Source organism: Duganella zoogloeoides (genome assembly GCF_034479515.1).
GTDB lineage: Bacteria > Pseudomonadota > Gammaproteobacteria > Burkholderiales > Burkholderiaceae_D > Rugamonas > Rugamonas zoogloeoides.
Window position 1 is genome coordinate 374206 of record NZ_CP140152.1, and the last position, 15872, is coordinate 390077.

The 15872-nt window shown below is 59.1% G+C and carries 7 protein-coding genes, 2 tRNA genes and 3 rRNA genes; 11 read left to right on the top strand and 1 reads right to left on the bottom strand.

The annotated features are described in order from the left end of the window. Position 1: 1 nt before the first annotated feature. The 10 genes from SR858_RS01720 (at position 2) to SR858_RS01765 (ending at position 12427) form a co-directional block, all read left to right on the top strand. Entirely contained in the window at positions 2–712 is a 711-nt protein-coding gene (locus tag SR858_RS01720) for a phosphatase PAP2 family protein (RefSeq protein ID WP_019923884.1), read from the top strand. A 59-nt stretch (positions 713–771) separates the two neighbouring features. Beyond that, positions 772–2244, top strand: coding sequence for a DUF2868 domain-containing protein (locus SR858_RS01725; RefSeq protein WP_026637639.1), 1473 nt, complete (start codon positions 772–774; stop codon positions 2242–2244). Further along, a complete protein-coding gene (locus tag SR858_RS01730; protein ID WP_019923886.1) occupies positions 2241–3716 on the top strand; it encodes a GTPase domain-containing protein in 1476 nt (491 codons plus the stop codon). The genes SR858_RS01725 and SR858_RS01730 overlap by 4 nt, the downstream gene beginning before the upstream one ends. Before the next feature lie 384 nt (positions 3717–4100). Beyond that, positions 4101–5629, top strand: a 16S ribosomal RNA gene (locus SR858_RS01735). A 77-nt stretch (positions 5630–5706) separates the two neighbouring features. After that, positions 5707–5783 (top strand) — tRNA-Ile (locus SR858_RS01740). A 30-nt stretch (positions 5784–5813) separates the two neighbouring features. Further along, a tRNA-Ala gene (locus tag SR858_RS01745) sits at positions 5814–5889 on the top strand. Positions 5890–6109: 220 nt separating this feature from the next. Beyond that, positions 6110–8982: ribosomal RNA gene (locus tag SR858_RS01750) — 23S ribosomal RNA — on the top strand. A gap of 145 nt (positions 8983–9127) precedes the next feature. Further along, positions 9128–9240: ribosomal RNA gene (gene rrf / locus SR858_RS01755) — 5S ribosomal RNA — on the top strand. Together the 16S, 23S and 5S rRNA genes with 2 tRNA genes alongside form the textbook arrangement of a ribosomal RNA operon. A gap of 120 nt (positions 9241–9360) precedes the next feature. Then, on the top strand, positions 9361–11391 hold the full coding sequence (locus SR858_RS01760; protein ID WP_019924921.1) for an esterase-like activity of phytase family protein: 2031 nt from the start codon (positions 9361–9363) through the stop codon (positions 11389–11391). A 124-nt stretch (positions 11392–11515) separates the two neighbouring features. Beyond that, on the top strand, positions 11516–12427 hold the full coding sequence (locus SR858_RS01765; RefSeq protein WP_019924920.1) for a phytanoyl-CoA dioxygenase family protein: 912 nt from the start codon (positions 11516–11518) through the stop codon (positions 12425–12427). Between the two features lie 142 nt (positions 12428–12569). Here SR858_RS01765 and SR858_RS01770 read toward each other — a convergent pair whose 3' ends face one another. Next, a complete protein-coding gene (locus tag SR858_RS01770; RefSeq protein WP_019924919.1) occupies positions 12570–14024 on the bottom strand; it encodes a DHA2 family efflux MFS transporter permease subunit in 1455 nt (484 codons plus the stop codon). 120 nt (positions 14025–14144) lie between these two features. Here SR858_RS01770 and SR858_RS01775 point away from each other — a divergent pair, with 120 nt between their 5' ends. Beyond that, positions 14145–15872 carry an alkaline phosphatase D family protein gene (locus SR858_RS01775; RefSeq protein WP_026637855.1) on the top strand — a complete coding sequence of 576 codons (1728 nt, stop codon included), beginning with the start codon at positions 14145–14147 and terminating at the stop codon, positions 15870–15872.

Genomic DNA, 15872 nt, shown 5'->3' on the forward strand with positions numbered 1-15872 from the left:
TTTGACATCTCGCCGCATCGCCCTGCTGCGGCCGGTGGAGTGGGCGCTGCTGGTCGCTGCCCTGCTGATACTATGGATCGGCAATAACACCGATATCGACCTGGCCCTGGCCGACGCCATGTTCGACCGCGCCCGCAACGTGTTTCCATGGCAGCACGCGTGGCTGGCCGAGCGCTTCAACCACGAAATTTTGAAAACCGTGCTGCAAGTGCTGGGTTTTACGGTGGTGGGTGTGGCCAGCTGGGATTGCTTCAAGCCGTTCCGCAGCTGGACCGTGGCGCGCCGCACCGGCATGCGCGTGCTGGCGCTGTCGGCGCTGCTGGTGCCGGCAGCGATCAGCCTGCTCAAGCGTTTCAGCGATTCGCACTGCCCCTGGGATTTGCAGCGCTATGGCGGCAGCGAGCCGTATGTGCGCTTGCTGGAAATGATGCCGGCCGGGATACCTTCCGGTCACTGCCTGCCGGCTGGCCACGCGTCGAGCGCGCTGTGGCTGCTGGCGGTGGCCGTGTTCTGGCTGCCTGCGCGCCCGCGCATGGCCGCGGCTGTCGGTGCGGCCATGCTGGTGTTCGGCTTTGCCGTGGGGTGGATGCAGCAGTTGCGCGGCGCCCATTTCCTCACTCACACTCTGTGGTCGATCTGGATCGCGGTTGCCATCGTCTATTTTTTGTATGAGATACTCGGCTCACGTAAAGGGCGTGCAGCGTTGGCTTGATTTCATAAAGTACGCCACAATCCCGGTTGTCAGGTTGTTTAACTTATAACGGGGATTCCATGAACGAGCTAATCGCGAGAGATGTGGTGATGGTCCGCGCCATCGAGACCACCGATCAAAAGAAAGAAATTCTCAGCGAGGACGATCGCCTGTACGCCAGCCGCAGCGCGCGTGAACTGGCGCAATGGCAGGCTTCCGGCAAGCATGCCGAGGTGACCGGCGACGATTTCCTGCAGCAGCGTTCCGAATTGCTGCTCGAGCGCCTGGCCGAGCGCAACCCTGCCTTTGCCAGTTTCTCCAAGCGCCGCTACGGTCTGCAAGGGCTGACCTGGGCGCTGCCGCTGCTGGCCCTGGTAATGGGCGTGGCGCTCGACCGCATTACCGATCCGCACCGTGTCGATCTGCTTTCCGCCCCCTTGCTGCTGATCCTGGCCTGGAACTTCGTGGTCTACATAGGATTGCTGATCAGCCTGGTGGTTCCATCGCGCGCGCCGGGCTGGCCCAAGGACGGCATGGTGCGCCGCCTGAGCGTGGGCAAGCTGGCGCTGCCGCGCAAGATGCCGCCGGTACTCTCGACCGCCTTGCTCAGTTTTATGGGCGAATGGGCGCAACTGAGCGCCAGGCTGACGGCGGCCCGTCTCAACCGCACCGTGCACCTGAGCGCGGCGCTGTTTTCCATCGGCGCCGTCGCTTCGCTCTATGCGCGCGGCTTGCTGGCCCAATACGGCGCCGGCTGGGAAAGTACCTTCCTCAATGCATCGCAAGTGCATGGCCTGCTGTCTTTCCTGTTTGCGCCGGCGATGTTTGTATTTAACCTGCAAGGTTTTACCTTGGCCGAGATCGAAGCGCTGCGCTTCCCGCAAACCACGGCAGCCGAGGGCGGCGCGCGCTGGGTGCATTTATATGCGGCGACCATCTTCCTGTTCGTGGTGCTGCCGCGCCTGTTGCTGGCGCTGGCCTACAACCTGCGCGCGGCGCATTTCGCCAAACGCTTCCCGCTCGACCTCGACCATCCTTATTTCCGTCGCCTCAATGACACCATCGGCGTCTCCACCGGTGGCCTGCTGCGCGTGCTGCCTTACAGCTTTACGGTGGACGAGGTGCGCCACCAGGGCCTGGTGCAGGTCGCGGTGATGGCGTTCGGCGAGCAGGGCCGCATGATGTTGCGGCCATCGAGCGCCTATGGCGAAGACGCGCGCGAGCTGCTGCGTGAAGTCGATCTGACCGACCCCAACGTCAATATCACCGCCGTGCTGTTCAACATCACCGCCACGCCGGAGAAGGAAAACCACGGCGCCTTCCTCGACTACCTGGTCAAGTCCTCGCCGCGCGGCATCGCCGTGCTGCTCGATCAATCGAGCTACGTCGAGCGCATGGGCGACCATCCCGACGACCGCGCCCGCCTGGCCGAGCGTGTGGCGCTGTGGCAGCAGTTCTGCCACTTCCATCACACCAGGGCCACGGTGGTCAACTTGCTCAACCCCGGCGCCCATCCGCTCGAAGCCGGGCTGCCACTCTCGACACCACAATGACCGTTTCCACGCAAAAAGACGGTGTGCAGATTCAGTTTGCCCTGATTTCGCATACCAATAATGGCAAGACCACGCTGGCCCGCACCCTGGTCGGCGTCGATATCGGCGAAGTACGCGACGCCGCCCATGTCACCATCTTTGCCGAATCGCACACTTTATTAACCACGCCGCACGGAGACTCGCTGCAACTGTGGGATACGCCGGGCTTTGGCGACTCGGTGCGCCTGCTCAAGCGGCTGGGCCAATCGGGTAATCCGGTCGGCTGGTTCCTGCGCGAAGTGATCGACCGCTACCGCGACCGGCCGTTCTGGCTCAGCCAGCAAGCGATGCGCACGGCGCGCGATTCGGCCGACCTCGTGCTCTACCTGGTCAATTCATCGGAAGATCCACGCGACACCGGTTACCTGCCGGCGGAAATGAAAATCCTCGAATGGCTGGACAAGCCGGTAGTGGTGCTGCTCAACCAGGTAGGCCGGCCGCGCCCGGTGGGCGAGGAACACGCCGAGCAGGAGCGTTGGCGCCAGCACCTGCGCCAGTATCCGGCCGTGCGTGAGGTGCTGGCGCTGGACGCCTTTGCCCGCTGCTGGGTGCACGAGCGCGTGTTCTACGACACGGTGGGCAAGTTGCTCGACGTGTCGTTGCAGGCGGGTTACGCCCGGTTGTTTGCCACCTGGCAGGCGCGCAACACCGAGCGCTACGACCGCGCCGTTCACCTGCTGGCTGCGCAACTGTCCACAGCTGCACGCGACAGCGAGCAGGTCGTGGAAGAGGGCAAGAGCATGCTCAAGTCAGCGCTCAAGGTGGTGGGCATCGGCAAGAACGAAGAACAGCAGCGCCAGGACCGGGCGATGGCCACCTTGGTCGCGCGCTTGAACCAGCGGTCGATTGACAGCACGCGCGAACTGCTGATCCTGCACCAGCTCGATCCCACCGACGCCGGCAAGATCAACGAGCGCGTGCGCGAAAGCTTTGCTGTGCGCGCACCGATCGACAAGGCCCAAGCGGGATTGCTGGGCGCCATGCTCTCGGGCGCGGCCACTGGCTTGTCGGCCGACGTCATGGCTGGCGGACTGACATTAGGAGGCGGCGCCATCATCGGCGGCGTGGTGGGCGCACTGACCTTTGCGGGCGCCGCCTGGGGTTTCAACGCCAGCACCGATCGCAACGTCGCTGCCGTGCAGTTTACCGACGCCTTCATGCGCAACCTGGTCATCGTCGGCGTGCTGCGCTATCTGGCCGTGGCGCACTTCGGCCGGGGCCGTGGCAATTTTGTTGAAAACGAAGCGCCGGCATTCTGGCAGGAAGAAGTGGAGCAGGTCGTCAGCCAGCACGACGCCGGCCTGGTCGAACTGTGGAAAGACGTGCGCCGTGAAAAGGTCGCCATCACCGGCGACCGCGCAGCATTACTGATCAAGCAAATCATTTCCGCGACCCTGGTACGACTGTATCCAGACGTTGCCGGCACCGTGTAAAAAAGCCTCTTGCCAAGCCCCTGCTGGCTTGGCTATAATTCGCCCCCTCGCAGAACACGGCATGCAAATGCTGAACGAAGCGAGAAAAAAGAAGGTTGACGAAACAAGCTAAACGCTTCATACTCTTTCTTCTTCGCGGCAGACAAAACGATCGCAGCGAAACGCAGTACCGCAACACCAAATACAGTTCTTTAAAAATTAACAGTCGATAAGTGTGGACGTTTGATGACAGTGCACACGCTGCTTGCAGCGTGATACTTAAATTATCAAATGTTCACAAGAAGTAATGAAATAGGCGCTATGAAAATAGTGGCCTGTCAGTATTTTGAGTGAGCGACCCATCAGCGATGATGGTGCCGAGAAATCGGCAAATAAACAGAGATTAAACTGAAGAGTTTGATCCTGGCTCAGATTGAACGCTGGCGGCATGCCTTACACATGCAAGTCGAACGGCAGCGCGGGGCAACCTGGCGGCGAGTGGCGAACGGGTGAGTAATATATCGGAACGTACCCTGGAGTGGGGGATAACGTAGCGAAAGTTACGCTAATACCGCATACGATCTAAGGATGAAAGTGGGGGATCGCAAGACCTCATGCTCCTGGAGCGGCCGATATCTGATTAGCTAGTTGGTAGGGTAAAAGCCTACCAAGGCATCGATCAGTAGCTGGTCTGAGAGGACGACCAGCCACACTGGAACTGAGACACGGTCCAGACTCCTACGGGAGGCAGCAGTGGGGAATTTTGGACAATGGGCGCAAGCCTGATCCAGCAATGCCGCGTGAGTGAAGAAGGCCTTCGGGTTGTAAAGCTCTTTTGTCAGGGAAGAAACGGGTTTTTCTAATACAGAGATCTAATGACGGTACCTGAAGAATAAGCACCGGCTAACTACGTGCCAGCAGCCGCGGTAATACGTAGGGTGCAAGCGTTAATCGGAATTACTGGGCGTAAAGCGTGCGCAGGCGGTTTTGTAAGACTGTCGTGAAATCCCCGGGCTCAACCTGGGAATGGCGATGGTGACTGCAAGGCTAGAGTTTGGCAGAGGGGGGTAGAATTCCACGTGTAGCAGTGAAATGCGTAGATATGTGGAGGAACACCGATGGCGAAGGCAGCCCCCTGGGTCAAAACTGACGCTCATGCACGAAAGCGTGGGGAGCAAACAGGATTAGATACCCTGGTAGTCCACGCCCTAAACGATGTCTACTAGTTGTCGGGTTTTAATTAACTTGGTAACGCAGCTAACGCGTGAAGTAGACCGCCTGGGGAGTACGGTCGCAAGATTAAAACTCAAAGGAATTGACGGGGACCCGCACAAGCGGTGGATGATGTGGATTAATTCGATGCAACGCGAAAAACCTTACCTACCCTTGACATGGCAGAAATCCTCGAGAGATTGAGGAGTGCTCGAAAGAGAATCTGCACACAGGTGCTGCATGGCTGTCGTCAGCTCGTGTCGTGAGATGTTGGGTTAAGTCCCGCAACGAGCGCAACCCTTGTCATTAGTTGCTACGAAAGAGCACTCTAATGAGACTGCCGGTGACAAACCGGAGGAAGGTGGGGATGACGTCAAGTCCTCATGGCCCTTATGGGTAGGGCTTCACACGTCATACAATGGTACATACAGAGGGCCGCCAACCCGCGAGGGGGAGCTAATCCCAGAAAGTGTATCGTAGTCCGGATTGTAGTCTGCAACTCGACTGCATGAAGTTGGAATCGCTAGTAATCGCGGATCAGCATGTCGCGGTGAATACGTTCCCGGGTCTTGTACACACCGCCCGTCACACCATGGGAGCGGGTTTTACCAGAAGTAGGTAGCTTAACCGCAAGGAGGGCGCTTACCACGGTAGGATTCGTGACTGGGGTGAAGTCGTAACAAGGTAGCCGTATCGGAAGGTGCGGCTGGATCACCTCCTTTCTAGAGTAGCACTGGGTTAGCAATAACCTTCATCAAGCGTTCACACTTATCGACTGTCAATTAGAAGAACAGCATTTGGGGCTGTAGCTCAGCTGGTTAGAGCACCGTGTTGATAACGCGGGGGTCGTTGGTTCGAGTCCAACCAGCCCTACCAGTTAAGCGCAAAACCTTGTAGTAAATCTCAGGGGGATTAGCTCAGCTGGGAGAGCACCTGCTTTGCAAGCAGGGGGTCGTCGGTTCGATCCCGTCATCCTCCACCAAGAGTTCAAATGTAAGCCGCTAGGTTTAGATTTGGTCTTTTAGAGACCAAGTGCTGTATGTTCTTTAACAATCTGGAAGAAGTAAGTAGATTTTTATGTGTCGTGTTACGGTAAGACGTAATGCGATGGGTAATGATTGTATGTATCAACAAACGCAACAACGTAGTACTTCTTATTCCTATAAACGCTCCTTGTTTAGTCGCAGGGGCTAACGTTATAGGGACAAGTGAATAAGTGCACATGGTGGATGCCTTGGCGATTACAGGCGATGAAGGACGTAGTAGCTTGCGATAAGCTGCGGGGAGCTAGCAAACAAGCTTTGATCCGCAGATTTCCGAATGGGGAAACCCGGCCTTTTAGGTCATTGCAACCTGAATACATAGGGTTGCAAAGCGAACGCGGCGAACTGAAACATCTAAGTAGCTGCAGGAAAATAAATCAACCGAGATTCCCAAAGTAGTGGCGAGCGAAATGGGAAGAGCCTGTACGTGATAGTCGATTGAATAGTGGAATGCTCTGGAAATGGCAGCCATAGCGGGTGATAGCCCCGTACACGAAATTCAAACGGTGGTACTAAGCGTACGACAAGTAGGGCGGGACACGAGAAATCCTGTCTGAATATGGGGGGACCATCCTCCAAGGCTAAATACTCGTAATCGACCGATAGTGAACCAGTACCGTGAGGGAAAGGCGAAAAGAACCCCGGGAGGGGAGTGAAATAGATCCTGAAACCGTGTGCATACAAACAGTAGGAGCGGACTTGTTCCGTGACTGCGTACCTTTTGTATAATGGGTCAGCGACTTACATTCAGTGGCAAGGTTAACCATATAGGGAAGCCGTAGAGAAATCGAGTCCGAACAGGGCGATAGTCGCTGGGTGTAGACCCGAAACCAAGTGATCTACTCATGGCCAGGATGAAGGTGCGGTAACACGCACTGGAGGTCCGAACCCACTAATGTTGAAAAATTAGGGGATGAGCTGTGGGTAGGGGTGAAAGGCTAAACAAACTTGGAAATAGCTGGTTCTCTCCGAAAACTATTTAGGTAGTGCCTCAAGTATCACCATCGGGGGTAGAGCACTGTTATGGCTAGGGGGTCATCGCGACTTACCAAACCATTGCAAACTCCGAATACCGATGAGTGCGAGCTTGGGAGACAGACGTCGGGTGCTAACGTCCGGCGTCAAGAGGGAAACAACCCAGACCGCCAGCTAAGGTCCCAAAGATTGGCTAAGTGGAAAACGAAGTGGGAAGGCTAAAACAGTCAGGATGTTGGCTTAGAAGCAGCCATCATTTAAAGAAAGCGTAATAGCTCACTGATCGAGTCGTCCTGCGCGGAAGATGTAACGGGGCTAAGCCAGTCACCGAAGCTGCGGATATGCGTAAGCATATGGTAGGAGAGCGTTCTGTAAGCCTGCGAAGGTGTCTTGTAAAGGATGCTGGAGGTATCAGAAGTGCGAATGCTGACATGAGTAGCGATAATGGGGGTGAAAAGCCCCCACGCCGTAAGCCCAAGGTTTCCTGTTCAACGTTCATCGGAGCAGGGTGAGTCGGCCCCTAAGGCGAGGCAGAGATGCGTAGCTGATGGGAAGCAGGTTAATATTCCTGCACCGTCGTATGATGCGATGGGGGGACGGATCGCGGAAGGTTGTCTGCCTGTTGGAATAGGCAGTTTCTGGTTCATAGAAGGCACTTAGGCAAATCCGGGTGCGTAATTCAAGGGACTGGGACGAAGAACTTCGGTTCTGTAGCAATCGGAAGTGGTTCCAAGAAAAGCCTCTAAGCTTCAGTCATACGAGACCGTACCGCAAACCGACACAGGTGGGCGAGATGAGTATTCTAAGGCGCTTGAGAGAACTCGGGAGAAGGAACTCGGCAAATTGGTACCGTAACTTCGGGAAAAGGTACGCCCCGGTAGCTTGGTCACTTTACTGTGATAGGGCGAAAGGGTTGCAATAAACTGGTGGCTGCGACTGTTTAATAAAAACACAGCACTCTGCAAACACGAAAGTGGACGTATAGGGTGTGACGCCTGCCCGGTGCTGGAAGATTAAATGATGGGGTGCAAGCTCTTGATTGAAGTCCCAGTAAACGGCGGCCGTAACTATAACGGTCCTAAGGTAGCGAAATTCCTTGTCGGGTAAGTTCCGACCTGCACGAATGGCGTAACGATGGCCACACTGTCTCCTCCCGAGACTCAGCGAAGTTGAAGTGTTTGTGATGATGCAATCTACCCGCGGCTAGACGGAAAGACCCCATGAACCTTTACTGTAGCTTTGCATTGGACTTTGAATCAATCTGTGTAGGATAGGTGGGAGGCTTTGAAGCGGGAACGCCAGTTCTCGTGGAGCCAACCTTGAAATACCACCCTGGTTCATTTGAGGTTCTAACCTTGGCCCGTTATCCGGGTCGGGGACAGTGCATGGTAGGCAGTTTGACTGGGGCGGTCTCCTCCTAAAGTGTAACGGAGGAGTTCGAAGGTACGCTAGTTACGGTCGGACATCGTGACGATAGTGCAATGGCATAAGCGTGCTTAACTGCGAGACTGACAAGTCGAGCAGGTACGAAAGTAGGACATAGTGATCCGGTGGTTCTGTATGGAAGGGCCATCGCTCAACGGATAAAAGGTACTCTGGGGATAACAGGCTGATTCCTCCCAAGAGTTCATATCGACGGGGGAGTTTGGCACCTCGATGTCGGCTCATCACATCCTGGGGCTGTAGCCGGTCCCAAGGGTATGGCTGTTCGCCATTTAAAGTGGTACGTGAGCTGGGTTTAAAACGTCGTGAGACAGTTTGGTCCCTATCTGCCGTGGGCGTTGGAAATTTGAAGGGGGCTGCTCCTAGTACGAGAGGACCGGAGTGGACGAACCTCTGGTGTACCGGTTGTCACGCCAGTGGCATTGCCGGGTAGCTAAGTTCGGAAGAGATAACCGCTGAAAGCATCTAAGCGGGAAACTTGCCTTGAGATGAGATTTCCCAGAGCCTTGAGCTCTTTGAAGGGTCGTTCGAGACCAGGACGTTGATAGGCTGGGTGTGGAAGTGCAGTAATGCATTAAGCTAACCAGTACTAATTGCCCGTACGGCTTGTCCCTATAACCTTAGCAGGTTGTAGCGAATAAGAAGTGCGTTGGAACGTTCGTTGATACAACTTCATTACCCAGGTGTGTATGCACACCGACTACTTACTTCTCCCAGATTCTGGGCAACGTCAAACGACGCGGCCCGTACAGTTCAATGCCTGATGACCATAGCAAATCGGTCCCACCCCTTCCCATCCCGAACAGGACCGTGAAACGATTTTGCGCCGATGATAGTGCTGCAACCAGTGTGAAAGTAGGTTATCGTCAGGCTAGTTATATAGAGAAAGCCCCAATCAGTGATCTGGTTGGGGCTTTTTTGCTTTTGTAGGTCATATTCCTGTCACTTATGGACGCTAAACTTGTCTCTTTCCTAATAAGAGGTGGTTCAGCATGATGCGTCTTTCCCTGGTGTCGCTCGCGGTAATCTCCGTTTTGGCAGGCTGTGGTGGCAGCGACCACGATGCGGCGGCGCCCATCAATCCGGCCATGACCGGTGTGTTCCTCGATGGCGTGGTCGAAAACCTCGATTATGTCGCCGGCGCCGCACCGAAGGCGGTCACCAACGCCAAAGGCGAGTTCACCTGCTATGCTGGCGACACCGTCAGCTTCAGCATTGGCGGCATCGCCTTGGGCAGCACCTTGTGTGCGTCCACGGTCACTCCGCTGGAACTGGCCCGCGTGGTCGATATCAAGGACGCCAAAGTGATCAACCGACTGCTGGCCCTGCAATTGCTCGACGATGACAACGATCCGTCGAACGGCATCAAGCTGACCGCCGAGGCCAAGACCGCGCTGGCCGCTCAGACCGTCGATTTCAACGCCGCCGCCTCCGCTTTCAATACCAATCTGGGCGCCACCCTGGCCAAGGCCGGCGCCAAATATGCCGTGCGCAGCGTCGATGACAGCCGCCGCGCGCTGGTGCGCGAGCATTTCGAAGACACGCTCGCGTCCAGGCGCGGTACGCCGGTGAACGAAACTTTTACCCAAAAAAATAACTTGGGCGACGTGGCCGTCACCGTCACCCGCTACCAGGTCCAGGCCGACAGCAAGTTCTATATCCCCTACGAAGGCAGCAACGCCAGGGTCAAGGAAGAATTCCCGTTCGGCTTCCTGCCGTCGTATGGCTCGGCGCTGGCCTTCAAGGGCACCAATGCCAATGGCGACCTCGAGTTCTATGGCCTGACCGATCGCGGCCCCAACGGCGACGGCCCCAATCTGCCGGCATTGAGCGGTACCGGCGTGACGGGCAGCAAAATTTTCCCGTCGCCGAGTTTTGCGCCCTCGTTTGGGGTGATCACGGTGGGCAAGTCGGGTGCTGTGCTGACATCGTCCACGCCGATCAAGGTCTCGGCGACCGTCCCCACCTCGGGCCTGCCGGTGGCGCCGGGCACCGTGGGCTACACGTCCGAGCTGCCGGTGATGGACGTGATGAAATATGACGCCGCCAGCAAGGCCACCTTCAACGCGGGCGGGCTCGACTCCGAAGCGATCGTGTTCGACAAGAAGCGCAACGCGCTGTGGGTATCCGATGAATATGGTCCGTTCATCGAAAAGATCGATCCGGCCACCGGCCTCATCCTCAGCAAGTACGCACCGGGTACCGGCTTGCCGGCCATTTTCGCCAAACGCCGCGCCAATCGCGGCATGGAAGGCATGGCGCTCGATACCAGCACCGACAAACTGCACGGTTTCCTGCAAAGCCCGCTTACCGACGGCAATACCCTCTACACGGTGACCGGCAAAAGCGAAGCGATCGAACGCTTTGCGCGCTTCACGCGCTGGACCGAATTCGATCCGACGACGGGCACCTCGGGCAAGATGTACGCGTATCCGTTGGATGCTGCCGACTACCAGGATGGCCGCACCGGCAATGCCAAGCTCGGCGACGTGGTCGCGCTGGGTAACGGCAAGTTCATCGTGATCGAGCAGGGCGCCGCGCCTGGCGGCAACGTATTCAACAAGCTGATGCTGGTGGAAATTGGCGCTGCTACCGATATTTCGGCTACGCCTTACAACGCCACCACGTCCGACCTGGAAAAAAGCAGCATGGGTGGCGCGGCCGTCAACGGCGCCGACTGGAAATCGGTGGTCACCATGAAGAAAACCGTGTTGTTGGACTTGAACGCGATCGGCTGGCTGGCCGAAAAGGCCGAAGGTTTGACGATTGTTGACGGCAACACCCTGGCCCTGGTCAACGACAACGACTTCGGCATGAAAACCAAGGTGTTCAATGCCGCTGGCGCAGTAATCGAAGATGCCGACGTTACCAAGTGCAATATCGATGCCAACGGCGCCATCATCGCCAGCAGCGCTGCCGGTTGCGCGCCCGGCAACACCATCCGCGTTGCGCGCGGTACTGACCTTGAGCGCCCAAGCCGCCTGTGGCTGATCAAGTTCACCAAGGCGCTGACGTCGTTCTAGGCGTCTGCACCGGCAAGAGACAAGGGGCGCTTTATCTTCTTGTGGGCCCGATTCTTAGCTCACATCAAGGCAGCGGCGCAGCGGATTGCTACCTTCTCAGGGATAACCCTGGAAGGATTTCTTCATGGAATATGCACAGCTGACGCCCGGTCGCCGCTTTGCCCCGTTACACAGCCTGCTGTATTACAGCCAGCGCCTGGTCACGCGACCGGCATTGCGCCGGTTGGTGGTGCGCATCCTGACCTGTGCGCTGCGCCTGCGTCATGGCAGCGGGCGTGAACTGCACGCCGCCAGCGCCGTGGAGGGTGCCGCGCTTGCCAACCTCAGCCAGAGCGGCTACGCGCCGCTTGGCAATCTGCTCAGCAGCGTGCAGTGCGATGCCATCCGCACCTACCTGCAAGACAAAATGCTGACCGATCGCGACCGTGAGCGCGCGTTGTTCGCGCTGGCGCAGGTGCCGCAGGGCGTGCGCGTGGCCGATTACCACCTGCGCGACGTGATCGCTTGCCCGTACATCCTGGCCCTGGCCAACAGCGCACCGCTGCTGGGCCTGGCCGCGCGCTACATGCGCTGCAAACCCACCATCTCGGCGCTGGGCTTGCGCTGGTCGTTCCCGGTGGCGGGCAACGCCAGCGATTTGCAGGCGTTTCATCGCGACTCGGAGGATTGGCGCTATGTGAAGGTGCTGGTGTATCTGACCGATGTCGATCACGACGCCGGACCGCACGTGTATTTGTACGGCAGCCACCTGACGCAGGCGCCGGTGCGGTTGCGCTTTTACAGCGATGACGAGATCTCCGCCAACTACGGCGCCGAGCAGCTGCTCACGGCCACTGGCACGCGCGGCTTTTGCTTTGCGGTCGATACGGCCGGCATTCACAAGGGCACGGCGCCGCACCGCTTGCCACGGCTGATGCTGCAGATCCAGTACTCGCTGCTACCCAGCTATGCCTACCAGTATGCGCCGGAACCGTACGACGGCCCGCTGCTGCTGGACCCCTACGTGAACCGCCTGATCGTGCGGCCACTGCGCTGATGCCGGCGCCGCAGTACACGTGCACGCGGTGCGGGTCGGACTGGACCCGGCGCATTCCGCGCGCCTGGTGGATGCGGCTGCTGGCGGGCAGCGTGCGCGTACGCTGCCTGGCCTGTCACCATGAATTCCTGCTCAGAAAACGTTAAGCCTCTTTCACGCTGCCCTTGCTGATACTCTCGCCGTCGCTCTTGCGCAGCGACCAGAAGGTGATCGACGACAGAACGGTCATGACGGCCAGCGTGAGGAAGGCGTAATGCAGCGCCGCGGTGAGCGCGATGCGGTTCGATTGCGGCACGTCGCCGAGATACCAGCCCGTGATCAGCGAACCGGCCGCCAGGCCGAAACTCACCGACAACTGCTGCATCGAGCTGGCGATGGTGCTGGCCATGCTGCTGTCGTTACCCTCCACGTCGGCGTAGGCGATGGTGTTCATGCTCGAAAACTGCAGCGAATTGAAAAAGCCCAGGCACAGGCTGATCATCACGATCACGTAGATCGGCGTGCCTTGCTGGACGAACGAGAACAGGCTGATGGTAATCCCGATCAGCACCGTGTTCACGGTAAGCACCTGGCGGTAGCCGAAGCGCGCCAGCACCCGCGCCGAGATGAACTTCATGAACATGGCCGCCGCCGCCGACGGCATCATCAACAGGCCCGATTGCCAGGCCGGCAGGCCCAGTCCCAGCTGGTACAGCAACGGCAGCAGGAACGGCAACCCGCCGACACCGATGCGGGTGATAAAACCACCCATGACCGAGACGCGGAAGGTGCGCACCTTGAACAGGGCGATGCGCAGCAGCGGATACGCGGCCTCGCGCGCATGCCACACATAGGCGGCCAGCAGCGAGCAGGCGATAAACAGCAGTACCGACATCGACGTCACATCGAGCCGATGTTCGCCGAACACCTCGAGCAGCCATGACAACAGCGCCACACCGGTACCGAACAACACCAGGCCGATGAAGTCGAGCGGCCGCGCATCCTCGTTGCGGTAGTCGGGCATGTGCTTGTTGGCCAGGTACAGCGCAGCGATACCCACCGGGACGTTGACGAAGAAAATCTCGCGCCACGTCATCCAGTGCACGATCAACCCCCCCACCGTGGGACCGAGCAGGGGCCCGATGAGCGCCGGGATGATCACGAAGTTCATCGCCGCCAGCAGTTCGGACTTGGGGAAGGTGCGCACGATGGCCAGGCGCCCGACCGGCATCATCATCGCCGCGCCAAAACCTTGCAGCAGCCGTGACGCCACCAGCATCGGCGAGTTGACCGACAGGCCGCACAGGATCGAGGCAATCGTAAAAATGGTGATGGCGCTCATGAACACGCGCCGGGTGCCGAAGCGGTCGGCCATCCAGCCGCTGACGGGAATCGCCACCGCGAGGCTGAGCACATAGCTGGTGACCACCGCCTTGAGGCTGAGCGGCGTCACCTGCAGGCTTTCCGCCATGCTGGGGATCGCGGTGTTGACGATGGTGGAGTCCAGCTGCTCCATGAACAGGGCGGTGGCCACCACCCAGGGCAGGTAGCGCTTGGCGGCTACTTCGGCGGCGGATGGCCCGGGAGGTGGTGCGGAGTTTTGAGCGGTAGTATCCATCTGTCGATTTTCCCATAAATGTGCAAAGCAGGTCACCGGGCATGCGGGAGAGTTGCAGTGCCGTCATCATGCGGTCATGCCGGGGCGCTATGGTGCGTGCAACCATATCGAGGAGGCCAGATGCACGACCAACCGCCAATTCCGGGACGGCGCGGTTTTATGCGCCAGGTGGCAGGCACCGCGCTGCTGGGCACTGCGCTCGCTGCCTGCACCAGTACTGCCAGCCATGGTGACAACGCCGACAACGTCGGCCCGCTGCGCTTCGCTCACGGCGTGGCCAGCGGCGATCCCTTGAGCGACCGCGTGATCGTGTGGACGCGCGTAACGCCGGGCCAGGACAATGGCGGCGGCGACATCGCCGTGCGCTGGCAACTGGCCACCGACGCGGCCATGCGCTCGGTGGTCGCCTCGGGCAGTGTGACCACGTCCGCGCACCAGGACTACACCGTCAAAGTGGACGCTGCCGGCCTGTTGCCGGGCCATGTGTACCATTACCAGTTCGAGTCTGGCGCCGCGAAATCCACGGTGGGGCGCACCAGGACGCTGCCGCGCGCCGATGTACGGCAGGTAAAGCTGGCGGTGTTCTCGTGCTCGAACTACCCGTTCGGCTTTTTCAACGTGTATGCCGATGCCGCGCTGCAGGGCGATATCGACGCCGCGCTGCACCTGGGCGACTATATCTACGAGTACGAAAGCAGCGGTTACGGCGCCGAGCAGGGCAAGCAGCTCGACCGCGTGTCCGAGCCGCGCGACGTGCTGCTGCGCCTCGAAGACTACCGCCGCCGCTATGCCCAGTACCGCAGCGATGCCGATTTGCAGGCAGTGCACGCTGCCATGCCGTTCATCGCCGTGTGGGACGACCACGAAATCGCCGACGACACCTGGCGCGACGGCTCGCTCGACCACAAGACCAGCGCCTACGGTCCGTTCAAGCTGCGCAAGCTGGCGGCGGCCACCGCCTACCACGAGTGGATGCCGATCCGCACCCCCGATCCCTCGGCGCTTGACAAGATATACCGCTCGTTCGACTTCGGCGGCATCGTCTCGTTGCACATGCTCGATACCCGCGTGATCGGCCGCGACCAGCAACTGATGATGTCCTCGTATTTCGACGCCAGCAAGCGGTTCGACGAGGGCAGGTACCGCAGCGACCTGTATTCGCCGCGCCGGCAGATGATGGGCGCCGAGCAGATGGCATGGCTCGACCGGCAGGTGGAACAATCGACTGCGCGCTGGCAGATGCTGGGGCAGCAGGTGCTGATGGCGCGCATGGAGCATCCGCAGGCGGTGGTGCTGGGTGAATGTTCGAGCACCGATTACGTGGCGGCGAAGCGCCGCGCGGCGCTCGACCCCGCGGGCGTGACCGACCGCGAGCGGCGCTGGCTCGCATCGCCGTCGCTGCCGTGCTACCTCGATTCGTGGGACGGCTACCAGAGCGAGCGCGAACGGCTGTTCGCCATCATGGCGCGGCACCGCAAGAACGTGGTGGTGCTGGCCGGCGACACCCATAACGCATGGGCCAGCGACCTGTTGGACGCCAACGGCCGCCAGGTGGGCGTGGAATTCGCCACCCCTGGCGTGACGTCGCCTGGTATGGAAGGCGGCCACCGGGGCCGCAACCCGGACGACGTGGCGGCCATGATGACCGACATGATCGCGCCGCTGTACTACGCCGAAACCAGCAAGCGCGGTTACCTGGTGGTCACCGCCACGCACGAGCAGGTGCGCTGCGATTTCCGCTTCGTCGATACCGTGCAAAAGCACGAGTACACGGCAGCGGTGGAGCGCAGTCTGCGCACCCTGGCCGGTCCGGGCAACCGCAAGCTCGAGGAATGCCCGGCGGTGTGA

Excerpts from the sequence above, each read along its gene's own strand:
- SR858_RS01725 (WP_026637639.1), top strand. The coding sequence starts at position 772 with ATGAACGAGCTAATCGCGAGAGATGTGGTGATGGTCCGCGCCATCGAG.
- SR858_RS01730 (WP_019923886.1), top strand. The coding sequence starts at position 2,241 with ATGACCGTTTCCACGCAAAAAGACGGTGTGCAGATTCAGTTTGCCCTG.
- SR858_RS01760 (WP_019924921.1), top strand. The coding sequence starts at position 9,361 with ATGATGCGTCTTTCCCTGGTGTCGCTCGCGGTAATCTCCGTTTTGGCA.
- SR858_RS01765 (WP_019924920.1), top strand. The coding sequence starts at position 11,516 with ATGGAATATGCACAGCTGACGCCCGGTCGCCGCTTTGCCCCGTTACAC.
- SR858_RS01770 (WP_019924919.1), bottom strand. The coding sequence starts at position 14,024 with ATGGATACTACCGCTCAAAACTCCGCACCACCTCCCGGGCCATCCGCC.
- SR858_RS01775 (WP_026637855.1), top strand. The coding sequence starts at position 14,145 with ATGCACGACCAACCGCCAATTCCGGGACGGCGCGGTTTTATGCGCCAG.